This is a genomic window from Aliigemmobacter aestuarii (assembly GCF_004799285.1).
Lineage (GTDB): Bacteria > Pseudomonadota > Alphaproteobacteria > Rhodobacterales > Rhodobacteraceae > Aliigemmobacter > Aliigemmobacter aestuarii.
The window spans coordinates 469,658-484,976 of record NZ_SSND01000003.1; the positions used below are offsets into that span (position 1 = coordinate 469,658).

Consider the following 15,319-nt stretch of genomic DNA (forward strand, 5'->3'; position numbering starts at 1 on the left):
GACGGATCGCCGCGTTTGATCAAAGCCGCTTGCGTCCTGCGCGGCGCCGCCATACCCATGCGGCATGACCCAAGCCGCATACACTCCGAACGACGCGCTGGCGAAACGCAATGTCCTGGTCCTCGTGGCCGCGCAGGCGATTCTGGGCGCGCAGATGCCGATGATCTTCACCATCGCGGGGCTGGCGGGGCAATCCCTTGCGTCGAACCCCTGCTGGGCCACCCTGCCGATCTCGACCACGGTGATCGGGTCAATGCTGTCGGCGGCACCGCTTTCGGCGCTGATGCAGCGGCACGGGCGGCGCGCGGGCTTTGTCGTCGGTGCGGCGGGCGGCGCGCTTGGCGCGGCGATCGGGGCCTATGCGCTTTACATCGCGTCCTTCCCGCTGTTCGTCCTGGGCGCGCTTTTCACCGGGATGTACATGAGCGCGCAGGGTTTCTACCGCTTTGCCGCAGCCGATACCGCGTCTGACGATTTCCGGCCCAAGGCAATTTCCTGGGTGATGGCAGGCGGGCTTCTGTCGGCGATCCTGGGACCGCAACTGGTGAAGGTCACGGCCGAGATGTTCGTCGTCACCTTCCTTGGGACATATCTGGCCGTGATCCTGCTGAATGCCCTTGGCGTGTTCCTGTTCGCGGCGCTGGACATACCCAAGCCGCAGCCGCCTCGGGCGGGCGATGCGCGCGGCCGCAGCCGGATGGAACTGATCAGCACCCCGGTGATCGCCGTGGCGGTGATCTGCGCGACCGTCTCTTACGCGCTGATGAACCTGGTGATGACCTCGTCGCCCCTGGCTGTCGTCGGCTGCGGGTTCGAGACGGGGGACGCCGCGAATGTGGTGACGGCGCATGTTCTGGCGATGTATGCGCCCTCGTTCGTGACCGGCCATATCATCGCCTGGTTCGGCGTGCGCAAGGTCGTGGCCCTGGGTCTGGTGATCCTTGCCGCCTCGGGCGCGGTGGCGATGGCGGGTGTCGAACTCGAGAATTTCTATATCGCCCTGATCCTTCTGGGGATCGGCTGGAATTTCGGATTTGTCGGCGCGACGACGATGCTGGCGGGCGCGCACGAGCCGCATGAACGCGGCCGCATGCAGGGCATGAACGATCTGATCGTCTTCGGCGGCGTGACGATGGCCTCGTTTTCGTCGGGCGGGCTGATGAACTGTTCCGGCGGGTCGGTCGAGGCGGGCTGGCAGGCGGTCAACCTTGCGATGCTGCCGTTCCTGATCGCCGCGGGCGCGGCGCTGATCTGGCTGGCGATGCGGCCTGGCGAGCTGCGGCAGTAATCACCAAAAGCGGTTTTCCATTTTGGGGCATCGCCTTGCCGGGCGACCCTCATGCAGCGCATGAGGTTTTTCCACGCGGCGCCGCCGGGCCGCCCCGCACCCTTTCACCAGCCGCCCGAGGCCGCGCGCCACAGAAGACCCCAGCGGCGGGCGAATTCCGACGGCGCAAGCGCATCGCCGGCAACCCGCGCCGGGTCGCGCATCGCCGTGCGCAGGATCGCGGGCGTCTGCCAGGCGGTCCGCAGCGCCGGCGCGCAGACGGCCGGCGGGCGCCCCGCATGGGCGCGCGCCCAGGCCGCCAGTCCGCGCCGGGCCAGTGCCGCGACAGCCTCGGGGCGGCCATCGACAAGGGGCACGCGCCCCCGCGCCTCAAGCTCGGGAAACGCGCGCAGGAACCCGGCCAGACCGGCGGCCCAGCCTGCAGCCCGCACCGCCCCCTCGGCCGCATCCGGCGCGCCAAGCGCCTTGCACGCGGCCCACATCAGCCCGGCGCCGGTGTCCTCCAGATAGGCGTCAAGGGCGGCCTGATCCGCAAAGGGATCGCGGTAGATATCCCACTGCCGCGCGGCCACCAGACGATCCAGCACATCCAGTGGAAGCGCATGGTCGCGGATCAGATGGGCCAACGGGGCAGCCACCTCATGCGCACGGGCACGGCCCTGACCCGCCTCGTCCACAACGTCGCGCCAGAACTGCAACCGCATCTCGGCAATCATCGGTTCGCGACTGGCCCAAGGCGCGCGCGCGACCTCAAGATTGAAGGCGAAAAGCGGGAAGAGCCGCAGCCGGGCGGCCAGCGGGGCCACCATCAGCGCACGAAACCGATCAGGGTCACCCTTTTCGACAAGGGCGGCACAGGGCGCGACAAGGGGTTCAACAAGGGACGGAGACGGGGCAAGGGCGGGATCGTGGTCCATCCGCCGCAGATATCACGCCGGCCGGATTTGCCAAGGCCAAGCCATCACCATTGCGGGACTTGGGCGTCATCCGCACCGGGCGCGGCGAAACCGGCCAGCGGTGGCGCCATCAACGCCGGGCCCGGTAGGTCCCGGGGGCGCGCAGTCAGGCGGCCTCGATCACCGCCAGAAGATAGCCGTAATCGTCCCCATGCGCCCGCCAAAGGGCAATCTCGCGCCGGATGGCCGCAACCGCCTCGTCCATCGCCGGATCGCCGGGCGCGATCTCGTCCAGCCGACGGGCCAGCGGCTCGTAATAGGCCGACCAATCGCCCGCATCCTGCCAGAACTGACCCAGCACGCGAAAACCCGCCCCCGCGATCCGGGCGGCAAAGGCCGACGCATCGCCGATTGCCGGATAATCCTCGGCCCAGAAGGCGCGCGCCTCGGTCGAAGGCGCGGCGACGCGCCAGACCAGATCGGACAGCGCCACCCGCCCGCCGGGCCGAAGATGCCCACGCCAGGCCGAAAGCGCCGCATCCATGCCCGGCGCATAGGCCGCCCCCATCGCCCAGATCAGGTCGAACGATCCGGGCGGGGCCGTCATGTCGCCCGCAAGAACGGTCAGGCGCGGGTCGGCGATCCGCGCCGACAGGCGTTCGGTGAAGGCGGGGATCATGTCCATCGCCACGACCTCGCCCACACCCTCGGCCGCCAGCAGGGCCGGAACATCCGCGCCCGTGCCGCAACCCGCATCCAGCACCCGCGCCGCGGGGCCGGTTCCGGCGATCGAAAGGGCGCGCGCCACGGTGGCGGGGCTGCCCGGCGCCAGCCGGTCGAGCGGAGCATAGATCGCGGCGAGGGCCTCGCTCATGCCAGCGGCACCTTCACGTCGCGGATCAGCTTCCACTGGATCGCGTCCAGAAGCGCCTCGAACGAGGCATCGACGATGTTGGCAGACACCCCCACCGTGGACCAGCGCCGCCCCTGCCCGTCCTCGCTGTCGATGATGACGCGGGTCACGGCATCGGTGCCGCCATTGGTGATGCGGACCTTGAAATCAACCAGTTTCATGTCGTCGATGCAGGCCTGATAGGGCCCAAGGTCCTTGGCCAGCGCGCGGGCCAGCGCGTTGACCGGGCCACGGTCGGTGCCGGTTTCATCCATGCTTTCGGAAACCGACAGCGTCTTGACCTCGCCCACCTTCACCACGACGACCGCCTCGGAGAGGCTGACCATGCGGTTGTACTTGTTCTTGCGTCGCTCGACCGTGACGCGATAGCGCTTGACCTCGAAGAAGGTCGGGTTCAGCCCAAGCGCGCCGCGGGCCAGAAGCTCGAAACTGGCCTGCGCCCCGTCATAGGCATAGCCCTGGTCCTCGCGCGTCTTGATCTCGCCCAGGATCGTGGCGAGCCGCGGGTCGTTCGCCTCCACCCCGATCCCCGCCGCCGACAGGCGCGCGCGCAGGTTCGACAGCCCCGCCTGGTTGGACATCGGGATGACCCGGTCATTGCCGACAAGGGCGGGGTCGATGTGTTCGTAGGTCGCCGGGTCCTTCAGGATCGCGCTGGCATGAAGCCCCGCCTTGTGCGCGAAGGCCGAGGCGCCGACATAGGGCGCGCTGCGCAGGGGCACGCGGTTCAGGATGTCATCCAGCATCCGGCTGGTGCGCAGAAGCCCGCGCAGGGCGTCGCGGGTCACGCCCGTCTCGAACCGGCTGGCATAGGGTTCCTTCAGAAGCAGCGTGGGGATCAGCGTGGTCAGGTTCGCATTCCCGCAGCGTTCGCCAAGCCCGTTCAACGTGCCCTGGACCTGCCGCGCGCCCGCCTCGACCGCGGCCAGCGAATTGGCCACGGCGTTGCCGGTATCGTCATGGCAATGGATGCCCAGCCGGTCGCCCGGAATGCCCGCCGCGATCACCTCGGCCGTGATGCGGCCGACCTCGGCGGGAAGCGTGCCGCCGTTCGTGTCGCACAGGACGATCCAGCGCGCGCCTTCCTCAAGCGCCGCGCGCAGGCAATCCAGCGCATAACCGGGGTTGGCCTTGTAGCCGTCGAAGAAATGTTCGGCGTCAAACAGCGCCTCGCGCCCCTTCACGCCCAGATGGCGGATGGACGCGCGGATGGACTCGAGATTTTCCTCGAGCGTGATCCCGAGCGCTGTGGTGACGTGGAAATCATGCGTCTTGCCGACGAGGCAGACAGCAGGGGTGGCTGCGTCGAGAACGGCGGCGAGGACGTCATCGTTCTCGGCCGACCGGCCTGCCCGCTTTGTCATGCCGAAGGCGGTCATCGTGGCGCGGGTGGCGGGGGCATCGGCGAAGAACTCGCTGTCGGTGGGGTTCGCGCCGGGCCAGCCGCCCTCGATGTGATCGACGCCAAGCGCATCCAGCGCCAGCGCGATCTGGCGCTTTTCGGCGGTCGAGAACTGGACGCCCTGCGTCTGCTGCCCGTCGCGCAGCGTAGTGTCGAAGAGATAGAGCCGCTCGCGGGTCATTGCAGACCCTCCAGCTTCGACAGATCAAGTTTCTTGGCACGCTTGTAGGTGACGCCGCCATCTCGATCAAACGACAAGGTCACCCCCGCTTCTGCCAAGGCGCTCTTGAGTGAGTCGGCTGTCGAATAGTCTTTTTCAGATCTAGCTTTGGCAATTTTCTCAATAGTCATTTCGATTACTGGCCGCGCATCTTCGCCTTCAACCAGCCATTCAAGGATTTCAAGTTCTCTGACCCAATCCCCCATCCCGTCCTCCAGCAGGCCAAGCAGTGCCGCCGAGGCCTTCAGACCAGCGGCATCGCCCGCGCCCGCCAGCGCATGCAGCGCGGCAATGGCGCCGGCCGTGTTCAGATCGTCCGAAAGCGCCTCGATCACCGATGGTGACGGCTCCGGCGCGGCCTTCGCGTCCGCCACAAGCCCCCGCCATTTCCGCAACGTGGCCTCGGCCTGCGCGGCCTTCTCTGCCGTCCAGTCCATGGGTTTCGAATAATGCGTACCGAGATAGACCATGCGGATCACCTCGCCGGGGTATCCCTGATCCAGAAGGTCGCGCACGGTGAAGAAGTTGCCGAGCGACTTCGACATCTTCTTGCCCTCGACCTGCAGCATCTCGTTGTGCATCCAGACGCGGGCAAAGCCCGCCTCGGGATGGGCGCAGCAGCTTTGCGCGATCTCGTTCTCGTGGTGGGGGAACTGAAGGTCGATCCCGCCGCCATGGATGTCGAAGGTTGCCCCCAGCAATTCGTGGCTCATGGCCGAACATTCGATGTGCCAGCCGGGCCGCCCGCGGCCCCAGGGGCTGTCCCAGCCCGGCAGGTCGGCATCCGACGGTTTCCACAGCACGAAATCCATCGGGTCTTCCTTGAAGGGTGCGACCTCGACCCGCGCCCCCGCGATCATGTCGTCAACCGACCGGCCCGACAACGCGCCGTAGTCCCGGTAGGACCTTACCCGGAACAGCACATGGCCATCGGCGGCATAGGCATGCCCCTTCCCGATCAGGTCGGAAATCATCGCGATCATCGCTCCGATATATTCGGTCGCGCGCGGTTCCATCGTCGGGCGCAAGGCGCCGAGGGCATCCATGTCGGCGTGATACCAGGCGATGGTTTCCTCGGTCCGTTCGCGGATCAGCTCCTCCAGCGTGCCGGGGCGGCCTGCGGCCCTGCGGCGCTGCGCCTCGGCGTTGATCTTGTCGTCGACGTCGGTGAAGTTGCGCACATAGGTCACGTGATCCGCGCCATAGACATGGCGCAGCAGGCGAAAGAGCGTGTCGAAGACCACCACGGGCCGGGCGTTGCCGATATGGGCGCGGTCATAGACGGTGGGCCCGCAGACATACATCCGCACATTGGCGGGGTCGATCGGGGTGAAGACCTCCTTGCGGCGGGTCCTGGTGTTCGTCAGGCGGATTTCAACCATCTTTCCGGTCCCATGCGGCAGGCGGCATTTCCCGCGCGGGGTCCGGCTGTTTCCTCGATCGGAAAAGACGACGCACCCGCGCGACCCAGGGTCAGCGGGTAATGCAGCAGATCAGGGTGTTGCGCAATTTCGTCATGCCGGCATGCATAGCGCCGAACCCACCGCGCGCCAAGGGGAAATCGCGTCAGGAAAGGGGGGCTGCCTGCCCCCTCCGGGCCGCGCCCCCTTCCGGTGGCCGCCCTCAGCCTGTATGCGGGATCGGGAACAGCGGTGGAGGGCCAGCCATGGATCACGACGACCTGCGCCATTGGTCGAAGCGCGCCGCCGACTGGGCGCATGACTATCACCGGGAGCTGCGCGACCGGCCGGTGCGCGCCCCGCTGGTGCCGGGGGCCGTGGCCGCGCATCTGCCGGCCTCCCCCCCGGACGGCGCCGAACCGATGGAGAGGATCTGGGATGACTTCACCCGGATCGTGCCGCCTGGCATGACCCATTGGCAGCACCCCCGCTTCTTCGCCTATTTCCCGGCCAATGCCGCGCCCGCCTCGATGCTGGCCGAACAGCTGGCCAACGCGATCGCCGCGCAGGGCATGATCTGGCAGACCTCGCCTGCCGTGACCGAGATCGAGACGGTGATGATCGACTGGCTAAGGCAGGCGCTCGGCCTTGCCGAGGGGTTCAGGGGCACGATTCATGACAGCGCCACGACCGCGACACTTTCAGCGGTGCTGACCATGCGCGAAGCCGCCCTCGGGTTCGAGGGGCTGTCGAAAGGGCTGTCGGGTGGCCCGGTCCTGCGGCTTTATGCAAGTGCGGAAACCCATTCCAGCGTGGACAAGGCCGCGCGCCTTTCCGGGATCGGCCAGGACAATCTGGTCAAGATCGCGACCGACGGGCGGAACGCGATGAAACCCGGCGCTCTGGCGGACGCGATCCGTGCCGATCTGGACGCCGGGCTGAAGCCCGCCGGGGTGATCCTTTGTGCAGGCGGCACCTCGGTCGGGGCCTTCGACCGGATCGCCGATTCGATCGAGGTCGCCCGCACCTTCGGCTTGCCCGTCCATGTCGATGCCGCCTGGGCCGGGTCGGCCATGATCTGCCCCGAGTTCCGCGCGCTGTGGGAGGGGATCGACGGCGCCGACAGCATCGTCTTCAACCCGCACAAATGGCTTGGTGCGCAGTTTGACTGCGCGGTGCAGTTCCTTCGCGATCCGGGCCCGCAGATCCGCACGCTTGGGCTGCGGCCCGTCTATCTGGAAACCGCGGGCCAGGAAGAGATCACCAATTACAACGAATGGACCGTCCCCCTGGGCCGCAGGTTCCGTGCGTTGAAGCTGTGGTTCCTGATGCGCGCCTACGGGCTTGAGGGCCTGCGCGCGCGCATCCGCAACCATGTGGCCTGGGCCGGAGAGCTGCGCGATGCGCTTGCCGCCCTGCCCGGGGTCGAGATCGTGACCGAACCCAGCCTGTCCCTGTTCACCTTCGCGTTGCCCACCGAAGAGGCGACCGCGGACCTTCTGGCGCGGATCAATGACGATGGCCGGGTCTACCTGACACAGACGCGTCACCGGGGGCGCTATGTGATCCGGGTGCAGGTGGGCCAGTTCGACTGCACGCGCGAGGATGTGATCTGCGTGGCCGAGGTGATCGGCGACCTGCTCTGACCCCGAAGCCGCTGGACAGGCGGCGCCCGCCGCGTTTATCTGAACGAACGTTCAGTTCAGCGGAGGGGATGCAATGCGGATCGGTAGCGTGAAGGCGATCATCACCGGCGGGGCCTCGGGGCTTGGCGCCGCCACTGCGCGCGGGTTTCGCGCGGCGGGGGCAGAGGTTGCGCTGTTCGACCGGGACGCGGAGCGCGGCGCGGCCCTTGCGGCCGAGATCGGGGCAAGCTTCCATGCCGTGGACGTGACCGACGAAGCCTCGGTCGCGGCGGGACTTGCCGCGGCGAAGGCGGCGATGGGGGGGATCAACGTGGCCGTGAACTGCGCGGGCATCGCCACGGGCGAGCGCACCGTCGGGCGCGACGGGCCGCACCGGCTGGAAACCTTCCGCCGCACGATCGACATCAACCTTGTGGGAACCTTCAACGTGGCGCGACTGGCCGCAGCCGAGATGGCCGGGAACGATCCGCAGGACGGCGAGAGGGGCGTGATCGTCAACACCGCCTCGATCGCGGCCTTCGACGGGCAGAAGGGACAGGCGGCCTATGCCGCCTCGAAGGCGGGGATTGCGGGCATGACGCTGCCGATGGCGCGGGATCTTGCGGCACAGGCCGTGCGGGTCTGCGCGATTGCGCCGGGGATCATGGAAACCCCGATGCTGAAGGGGCTGCCGCAAGAGGTGCAGGACGGGCTCGCGGCCGAGGTTACGTTTCCCAAACGGCTTGGCCGGCCCGAGGAATTCGCCGCACTGGCACGGTTCATCGTGGAATGCGGCTATCTGAACGGCGAGGTAATCCGCCTTGACGGTGCGCTCAGGATGCGCTGAGGGGCGCGGGCGTCAGGCTCAGGCACCCCAGCGGGACAGGGCCTCGTCTGCTGTGATCCCGGCCAACTGTTCCCCGGCCTGCCCCGGCGTTTCCGAAAGCCGCGGCGCGGGGGCGGGTTCCGGCCCTTCCGGCCCCGCGACGAAGGTGCCGCGTGCAAGGTTGTGGGGATGGCGCGTGGCCTCGTCCAGCGTCAGGACGGGCACGGCGCAGGCATCGGTTCCGGCAAAGACCGCCGCCCAGTGATCCCGCCCCTGCCCCGCGATCACCGCCGCCAGGCGGTCGCGCAGCGCGGGCCAGTTGGCCGGGTCGTCCCGGTCGGGAAGCGCGGCCGGATCAAGCCCCAGCCCCGCAAGCAGCGCCTGCCAGAACTTCGGCTCGATCGCACCGACCGCCAGATGCCCGCCGCAGGCGCAGGCGTAGCAGGTGTAGAAGGGCGCGGCCCCGTCAAGGATGTTGGCCTCGCGTCGGTCCTGCCACTGGCCCTCGTTGCGCATCGCGTGGATCATCGCGGAAAGATGCGCCACCCCGTCGGTGATCGCCGCATCCACCACCTGCCCGCGCCCGGTGCGCGCCGCCGCAAACAGCGCGGCGACGATCCCGAAGGCCAGATAGATCCCGCCGCCGCCGAAATCCCCCAGAAGGTTCAGCGGCGGCACCGGGCGGCCTTCCGGCCCGATGCCATGAAGCGCGCCCGTCAGCGCCAGATAGGTGATGTCATGGCCCGCCGCCTGCGCCAGCGGGCCGCTTTGCCCCCAGCCCGTCATCCGTCCATAGACCAGCCGGGGATGATCGGGAAAATCGCCGGGGCCAAGCCCCAGCCGTTCCATCACCCCCGGCCGCATCCCCTCGATCACCACATCGGCGCGGGCGATCAGGCGCCGCGCCACGGCCAGCCCGTCGGGTGCCTTCAGATCCAGGCGCAGGCAGGGCCGCCCCCGGTTCAGGATGTCGTTTCTCAGGCCAAAGATATGGCCCGCGCCGGGCCGGTCGATGCGGATCACATCGGCCCCCATGTCCGCCAGCGTCATCGCGGCAAAGGGCGTGGGGCCGAGCCCCGCAATCTCGACCACGCGGATGCCGTCCAGGGGCCCCGGCCTCATCCGGCGCGCTCTTCCAGCGTCAGCCATTCCTCTTCGGCCGAGATGAGCGCGGCCTGCCGTTCGGCCAGCATCTCGGACGCCTTGCGGAACTTCACGGGTTCCTTCGTGAACAGGTCGGGCGAGGCCAGCAGGTCGGACAGCTTGCCGATTTCAGCCTCCAGCCTTTCGATCAACGCGGGCAACTCTTCGAGCCGCTTGCGTTCGGTGAAGCTCAGCCCATCGGGCTTGCGGGGCGCGACCACCTTGGCATTCGGCTTCAAGGATTCCGCAGAATCCTTTGGCCTTGCGTCTTTTTCCGCTTCATCCTTCGGACGCTGCGCCTGATAGTCCGACCACCCCCCCGGATAGGCCGTAACCCTTCCCGCACCTTCCATCGCGATGGTCTGGGTCGCCACGCGGTCGATGAAATCGCGGTCGTGGCTGACCAGAAGCACGGTCCCGTCATATTCGCCCAGGATGTCCTGCAACAGGTCCAGCGTCTCGACATCCAGATCGTTCGTCGGTTCGTCGAGGATCAGAAGGTTCGATTCCCGCGCCATCAGCCGCGCCAGAAGAAGCCGCGCCTTTTCGCCCCCCGAGAGGCTGCGCACCGGGGCGCGGGCCTGCCGTTCGTCGAACAGGAAATCCTTCAGATAGCCCACCACATGCCGGGGCGTGCCGCGCACCATCACCTGATCGGATGCGCCCGACACGCGCATCTGCGGATCGCCGGTCAGGTTTTCCCAAAGGCTGGCATCGGGATCAAGCTGCGCGCGGGTCTGGTCGAAGACGGCCACCGACAGGTTGGTGCCAAGCGTGACGCTGCCCGCATCCGGCGCGATCTCGCCCGTCAAGAGCTTCAGCAGCGTGGTCTTGCCCACCCCGTTCGGCCCGACAAAGGCCACCCGGTCACCGCGCATCACGCGCAGGTCGAAGCCCCGGACGATGGGCCGGTCGCCGAAGGATTTCGTCAGCCCCTTCGCCTCGATCACGCGCTTGCCCGACACCGGGCCGCTTTCGAATTCCATCGCCGCCGTGCCCTGACGACGGATCTGCGCGGCCCGTTCGTCGCGCAGCGCGGCCAGCGCCCGCACCCGGCCCTGATTGCGCTTGCGCCGCGCCGAGATGCCCTCGACCGCCCATTTCGCCTCGGCCTTGATCTTGCGGTCGAGCTTGTGGCGCGCCTCGTCCTCTTCGGCCCAGATCCTGTCGCGCCAGTCCTCGAACCCTTCGAACCCCGCCTCGCGGCGGCGCACCTGCCCCCGGTCGATCCAGAGCGTGGCCCGCGTCAGCGCCCTGAGGAAGGCGCGGTCGTGGCTGATCAGGACAAAGGCCGCGCGGGTGCCCTGCAACTCGGCCTCAAGCCATTCGATCGCCTGGATGTCCAGATGGTTCGTCGGTTCGTCTAGAAGCATCAGTTCCGGCGCCTCGGCCAGAAGCTTGGCCAAGGCTGCGCGCCGCCGTTCCCCGCCCGAGGCCGTGGCGACCGGCGTCTCTGGCGCGAATTTCAGCCCCTCGGCCACCATCGCCACGCGATAGGCCTGGTCCGCGCCAAGGGCACTGGCGGCATAGTCGCCAAGCGTGGCAAAGCCCGACAGGTCCGGGTCCTGTTCCATGTAGCCGACGGTGACGCCCGGCGGCACCACGCGTTCGCCCGTATCAGCCTCTACCAGCCCGGCCATCACCTTCATCAGCGTGGACTTGCCCGACCCGTTCCGCCCGACAAGCGCCACCCGGTCGCCCTGCTGGACGACCAGATCAAGCCCGTCGAACACGGGATTGCCCCCGAAGGTCAGTGAGATGCCGGAAAGCTGAAGAAGGGGTGCGCGTGCCATCCGCCCGAGATATGCCGCGGCCCCTGCGGCGTCAATCCGGCCTTGGGGCAAGGTCGGGGAACATGGCGGGTTGGCGATTGCCCGCAAGGGGCCGAGTTGATAGAAGCCCCTGCAGACCCGTAACGGTTCCCGCTCTGGTGGCAATTCGCTCATGCAATTCTTTCCTCTGTCCGCCACGCCAGCCAAAGACCTGATCCTTGACCGGAACGTCTTCTTCGAGGCGGAAGGCGTCTTTCGCACCATTCCGTCGCGGATGATGCTGACCGCGCCGCACGGTCTGGTCATCGCGGATGGCGGGATCGTCTTTCGCAAGCAGCAGCGGATCGTGGCCGACGGCGGCAAGGTCTGGCTTCTGGGCGAGGGTGAGGTTCCGGTTCCCGACCGGCTCTTGCGGCCGATCGAGGATCGCGTGTCCCACGAAAACGCGATCGTTCTGGGGTTTCACAACCGGATATACGAAAACATCGGCCATTTCATCGCCGACCAGCTGCCGGTTCTGAACTGGGACCAAAAGCTTTGGGATGCGGGCTTCCGGCGCATCGTGGTCTGCCTTGTGCGGCTGGAGATGCTGCAGGACCGGATCCGCGAACTGATCGCCACCTTCAGCAAGCTGCCCTTCGAGGTGGTCTTCGAACCGCTTGCCGGGCGCATCCGCCTGAAACATGCCTTCATCCCCCAGGCCGTCAGCCGCCACCCGATGGGCAAGTCGCGGGCCCTGCCGGATCTGATCCGGCGGGCATCGCTGGGGGCCGGGTCCACCGCCCCCACGGCGCGGGCGATCTATGTCTCGCGCCTGGATGCATCCGATCGCAGGCCCTTCGACGAACCCGACCTTGCCCGAGCGTTCGAGGATCGCGGCTTCCGGACCGTCCGGGCCTCCGAACTGAATGTCGAGGATGCAGCGCGCGTCTTTGGAGCCGCCGACATCGTGGTCGGGCCTCTGGGCGCGGCACTGGGGCACATGATCTATTGCCGTCCCGGAACGCGCGTCCTGTTCTTCACGCCCGAAAACGCCAACGGCGGCTGGTTCCACACACTGGGTGAGCTTTTCGGGCTTGAGACGCTGACCTATTACACGCCAACCATAGAAACCGGCCCGAAAATCCGGTTTTCCCTCGATTTCCCGGTCGACAGGGAAAGGCTTTTCGCCGCCGTTGACGCGTTTTCGAAGGGGATGGGCTGATGCGGTTCCTCACACTTTCGGAAACAGCCCATTCGACGGGGACGCATCCACGCCAGATCTACCGCGAGGATACCGGCGCGTATCTCGCCGATCCCGACAAGCATGATGTGTGCGCGCCCTTCGGGCTGGTGATCGACGAAGGCGCCGTTTCCCATGAGGGAGATGACAGGATCATCCGCGAAGGCGGCAACCTGTGGAAGATCGGGCCGGGCAAGGAGGTTCCGTGCCGGTTCGATGGCACGCCGTCGCCGCGTGTTCCGAACGCCCCCTTCCACGAGAACTGCGTCATCCTTGGCTTCCATTTCCGCATCTTCAACAACATCGGCCATTTCATCTCGGACCAATTGCCGATCCTGTTTCACGAGGACCGGCTCTGGGATGCGGGGTTCCGCAAGATCGTCATCAGCCAGATCCGCTCCGAACCGCTGATGGCCCGGATCCGGGAAATGGTGGCGCTGCTTTGCCGGCATCCGTTCGAGGTGGTCTTTGAAACCCATGCGCGTGAAATCCGAATGCGGCACGCGCTGGTGCCGCAGGGTCTGAGCATCAACCCCCATGGCAAGGCGCCGGAACTGGCACATCTGTTCCGGCGCGCCCTGCGCCCCGCCCCCGCGCCGGGCGAACGGGTGAAGCTTTACGTCTCGCGCCTCGATGCGGGCGACCGGCACCCGGTGGATGAGCCGGGGCTGGCGGCCTTTCTGGAGCGGCATGGATACATCACCGTTCGCGCCTCGGAACTGACCATCCCGCAGTCGCGCGACCTGTTCGGGCGCGCCGAAATCGTGCTGGGGCCGATGGGTGCCGCGCTGGCGCATATGGTGTTCTGCCAGCCGGGGACGAAACTGGTGGTCTTCTCGCCCGAGGCGGCGGACGGCAACTGGTTCGGCACGCTGGCGCGCATTCTCGGGCTTGACCTGCTGTCCTACTGGACGCCCCATACCGGCGAAAGGACGGAACTGCGCCGCTTCAGCGAAGATTTCGCCGTCGACCGCGACAGGCTTCTTGCCGTGACCGAGGATTTCGCCGCCGGCCGGGTCGCCGTCTAGCCTGCCACCGCTCCTAGCCTGCGACCGCCCTCAACGCGCGGGCGCGCGCGGGGGGGACCGCGCTGATCTCGAGCCCGGTGAACACATGCAGCGTGTTCAGGTCGCGGTCGATCACCGCGTGGTCCGAAACCCAGCCCCCCATCATCAGATAGGTCCTCAGAAGCGGCGGCATGGCGGCCAGCGCCGTGCGGGCGTCGGGCGTGATCCGCGCAAGCGTGCGGGCATAGCGGACGACGTCGGGCATCTTCACGCGCGGGCGCCATCGGATCGGTGCCAGATGCCGATCCTTCAGCATGGCCAGGGAATCGCGATAGCCCTCGGCATCGGTCCCGTCGAACGAGGAACAGCCGAACAGCATCGCGATGCCGTTGTCGTCCACGAACCGGGTGACGGCCCCCCAGGCAAGGCGCAGGATGTCGGGATCGGCCGCATGGTCGGGATGGATGCAGAAGCGCCCCATCTCGACCAGCTTGCCCGGAAAGGCGCGCAGGCGGCCAAGGTCATAGAACTGCGCGGAATAGCTGGCCCCGATCTGCCGGCCATCGTTCAGCGGCAGAAGCCGGAAGCAGCCCAGAAGCGCGCCGCCGGGATGTTGTTCGATCAGCACATGGCGGCAGATTTCGTCGAAGGCGTCGGCATCGCGCCCGTCGGGCCGGGCGGTGCCGCCGCGCGTGGTGATGAAGGCCAGATGGCGCAGGCGTTGCGCGCGGTCGATATCCGCGGCCCCCTCGGCCAGCCGCGCCTGCAGGCACCCCTTGACGATCGGCTCCATCCCGTCACCCCGCGGGGCTGGCACATTCGCCGCCCCCTCGCGCCACTTATGCGCGCCCGCACCCTGTCAGGCAAGCATGACAGATGCCTGAAGCCGCCCGGGCGGGGTCAGAGCCCCTCCAGCGCCTCGGGCCGCAGGTTGCCGATATTGCCCAGAAGCTGGCGCAGGAAAGTCACGCCCTTGATGTTGCTGTCGGTCACGCGCCGCGACAGGACGACGGCGCGGCCCTGTTCAAGGCCGAAGCGTTCCACGTTCTCGACCACGCCCGACTCGGTGAAGGTGACGGCCACGACCTGCCGGTCGATCTCTTTGGGTTCGCGCGGGCCGTAGAACTCCCACCGGCTTTGCACATAGTACCAGCCGACATCGTTCAGAAGCCCCGCCGCCGAGGGACGGCCGATCTTTTCGGCGACCGTCTCGCGCGTGTCCACGCCGACCTGGACCTGTTCCAGATCCGTGTCGGTGGGCACATAGCCGTGATTGCGATAGACCGAGGCACAACCCGCCATGACAATCAGCGCAACCAGCGTCACGGCCAGAAGCGTCAGGCGATGCAGCCAGAGCCCCGGTCCCGCCGCGCGCGGCGTCTTCGTCACAGCCGCCAGATCCATCCTGCCCCCTTGCCGGCCCAAATGCCGCCTCTTGCCTTGCGGGGCCAAGCCCCTTATTTCCGGCCCCGACCCGATCTGTCGGGGGCCTTGTCCCCTAAGGGCTTACAGCAGGATGCGGCCTGTGTTCAAGAATGGAACGCAGCGGCCGCGGGTTCGCCCCGTCGCCTGCCGGTGCCGGAACCGGATCGCGAAGGACCCGCC

Annotated in this window: 13 protein-coding genes; 5 read left to right on the forward strand and 8 right to left on the reverse strand. The window is 67.5% G+C overall.

Going from position 1 to position 15,319, the window contains the following annotated elements; all coding sequences use genetic code 11:
* Positions 1-64: 64 nt before the first annotated feature.
* The gene (locus tag E7811_RS13425) at positions 65-1,288 is read left to right on the forward strand and encodes an MFS transporter (RefSeq protein WP_136395153.1); all 1,224 of its coding nucleotides are present in this window, start codon (positions 65-67) and stop codon (positions 1,286-1,288) included.
* A 104-nt stretch (positions 1,289-1,392) separates the two neighbouring features.
* Here E7811_RS13425 and E7811_RS13430 read toward each other — a convergent pair whose 3' ends face one another.
* The 4 genes from E7811_RS13430 to cysS all read right to left on the reverse strand — a co-directional run bounded on the left by E7811_RS13430 (position 1,393) and on the right by cysS (position 6,101).
* Entirely contained in the window at positions 1,393-2,205 is an 813-nt protein-coding gene (locus E7811_RS13430; RefSeq protein WP_136395154.1) for a squalene/phytoene synthase family protein, read from the reverse strand.
* Positions 2,206-2,350: 145 nt separating this feature from the next.
* On the reverse strand, positions 2,351-3,058 hold the full coding sequence (locus E7811_RS13435; RefSeq protein ID WP_136395155.1) for a class I SAM-dependent methyltransferase: 708 nt from the start codon (positions 3,056-3,058) through the stop codon (positions 2,351-2,353).
* Positions 3,055-4,680, reverse strand: a complete 1,626-nt coding sequence (gene cimA / locus E7811_RS13440; protein ID WP_136395156.1) for a citramalate synthase — start codon at positions 4,678-4,680, stop codon at positions 3,055-3,057. Before cimA ends, E7811_RS13435 begins: the two co-directional genes overlap by 4 nt.
* Complete coding sequence (gene cysS / locus E7811_RS13445; protein WP_136395157.1) at positions 4,677-6,101, reverse strand: cysteine--tRNA ligase; 1,425 nt, start codon at positions 6,099-6,101, stop codon at positions 4,677-4,679. Before cysS ends, cimA begins: the two co-directional genes overlap by 4 nt.
* A 284-nt stretch (positions 6,102-6,385) precedes the next feature.
* On the opposite strand from cysS, the gene E7811_RS13450 reads away from it, so the two are divergent.
* Positions 6,386-7,765: a pyridoxal phosphate-dependent decarboxylase family protein gene (locus E7811_RS13450; RefSeq protein WP_136395158.1), complete on the forward strand. Its 1,380-nt coding sequence runs from the start codon at positions 6,386-6,388 to the stop codon at positions 7,763-7,765.
* 73 nt (positions 7,766-7,838) lie between these two features.
* Positions 7,839-8,591 (forward strand): SDR family NAD(P)-dependent oxidoreductase, encoded by a 753-nt coding sequence (locus E7811_RS13455; protein WP_136395159.1) that lies wholly within the window; start codon positions 7,839-7,841, stop codon positions 8,589-8,591.
* A gap of 18 nt (positions 8,592-8,609) precedes the next feature.
* Here E7811_RS13455 and E7811_RS13460 read toward each other — a convergent pair whose 3' ends face one another.
* Together E7811_RS13460 and E7811_RS13465 are read right to left on the reverse strand one after the other, a co-directional pair.
* Complete coding sequence (locus E7811_RS13460; RefSeq protein WP_136395160.1) at positions 8,610-9,692, reverse strand: CaiB/BaiF CoA transferase family protein; 1,083 nt, start codon at positions 9,690-9,692, stop codon at positions 8,610-8,612.
* Positions 9,689-11,506, reverse strand: coding sequence for an ABC-F family ATP-binding cassette domain-containing protein (locus E7811_RS13465; protein ID WP_136395161.1), 1,818 nt, complete (start codon positions 11,504-11,506; stop codon positions 9,689-9,691). Before E7811_RS13465 ends, E7811_RS13460 begins: the two co-directional genes overlap by 4 nt.
* Before the next feature lie 151 nt (positions 11,507-11,657).
* Between E7811_RS13465 and E7811_RS13470 the strand changes: the two genes are divergently transcribed.
* On the forward strand, positions 11,658-12,689 hold the full coding sequence (locus E7811_RS13470; RefSeq protein ID WP_136395162.1) for a glycosyltransferase family 61 protein: 1,032 nt from the start codon (positions 11,658-11,660) through the stop codon (positions 12,687-12,689).
* Positions 12,689-13,735 (forward strand): glycosyltransferase family 61 protein, encoded by a 1,047-nt coding sequence (locus tag E7811_RS13475; RefSeq protein WP_136395163.1) that lies wholly within the window; start codon positions 12,689-12,691, stop codon positions 13,733-13,735. The genes E7811_RS13470 and E7811_RS13475 overlap by 1 nt, the downstream gene beginning before the upstream one ends.
* A gap of 13 nt (positions 13,736-13,748) precedes the next feature.
* On the opposite strand, the gene E7811_RS13480 is transcribed toward E7811_RS13475, so the two are convergent.
* Positions 13,749-14,507, reverse strand: a complete 759-nt coding sequence (locus E7811_RS13480; protein WP_136395164.1) for a GNAT family N-acetyltransferase — start codon at positions 14,505-14,507, stop codon at positions 13,749-13,751.
* Positions 14,508-14,614: 107 nt separating this feature from the next.
* Positions 14,615-15,016 (reverse strand): outer membrane protein assembly factor BamE, encoded by a 402-nt coding sequence (locus tag E7811_RS13485; RefSeq protein WP_246020446.1) that lies wholly within the window; start codon positions 15,014-15,016, stop codon positions 14,615-14,617.
* Positions 15,017-15,319 lie beyond the last annotated feature (303 nt).

Excerpts from the sequence above, each read along its gene's own strand:
- E7811_RS13425 (WP_136395153.1), top strand. The coding sequence starts at position 65 with ATGACCCAAGCCGCATACACTCCGAACGACGCGCTGGCGAAACGCAAT.
- E7811_RS13430 (WP_136395154.1), bottom strand. The coding sequence starts at position 2,205 with ATGGACCACGATCCCGCCCTTGCCCCGTCTCCGTCCCTTGTTGAACCC.
- E7811_RS13435 (WP_136395155.1), bottom strand. The coding sequence starts at position 3,058 with ATGAGCGAGGCCCTCGCCGCGATCTATGCTCCGCTCGACCGGCTGGCG.
- cimA (WP_136395156.1), bottom strand. The coding sequence starts at position 4,680 with ATGACCCGCGAGCGGCTCTATCTCTTCGACACTACGCTGCGCGACGGG.
- cysS (WP_136395157.1), bottom strand. The coding sequence starts at position 6,101 with ATGGTTGAAATCCGCCTGACGAACACCAGGACCCGCCGCAAGGAGGTC.
- E7811_RS13450 (WP_136395158.1), top strand. The coding sequence starts at position 6,386 with ATGGATCACGACGACCTGCGCCATTGGTCGAAGCGCGCCGCCGACTGG.
- E7811_RS13455 (WP_136395159.1), top strand. The coding sequence starts at position 7,839 with ATGCGGATCGGTAGCGTGAAGGCGATCATCACCGGCGGGGCCTCGGGG.
- E7811_RS13460 (WP_136395160.1), bottom strand. The coding sequence starts at position 9,692 with ATGAGGCCGGGGCCCCTGGACGGCATCCGCGTGGTCGAGATTGCGGGG.
- E7811_RS13465 (WP_136395161.1), bottom strand. The coding sequence starts at position 11,506 with ATGGCACGCGCACCCCTTCTTCAGCTTTCCGGCATCTCACTGACCTTC.
- E7811_RS13470 (WP_136395162.1), top strand. The coding sequence starts at position 11,658 with ATGCAATTCTTTCCTCTGTCCGCCACGCCAGCCAAAGACCTGATCCTT.
- E7811_RS13475 (WP_136395163.1), top strand. The coding sequence starts at position 12,689 with ATGCGGTTCCTCACACTTTCGGAAACAGCCCATTCGACGGGGACGCAT.
- E7811_RS13480 (WP_136395164.1), bottom strand. The coding sequence starts at position 14,507 with ATGGAGCCGATCGTCAAGGGGTGCCTGCAGGCGCGGCTGGCCGAGGGG.
- E7811_RS13485 (WP_246020446.1), bottom strand. The coding sequence starts at position 15,016 with ATGGCGGGTTGTGCCTCGGTCTATCGCAATCACGGCTATGTGCCCACC.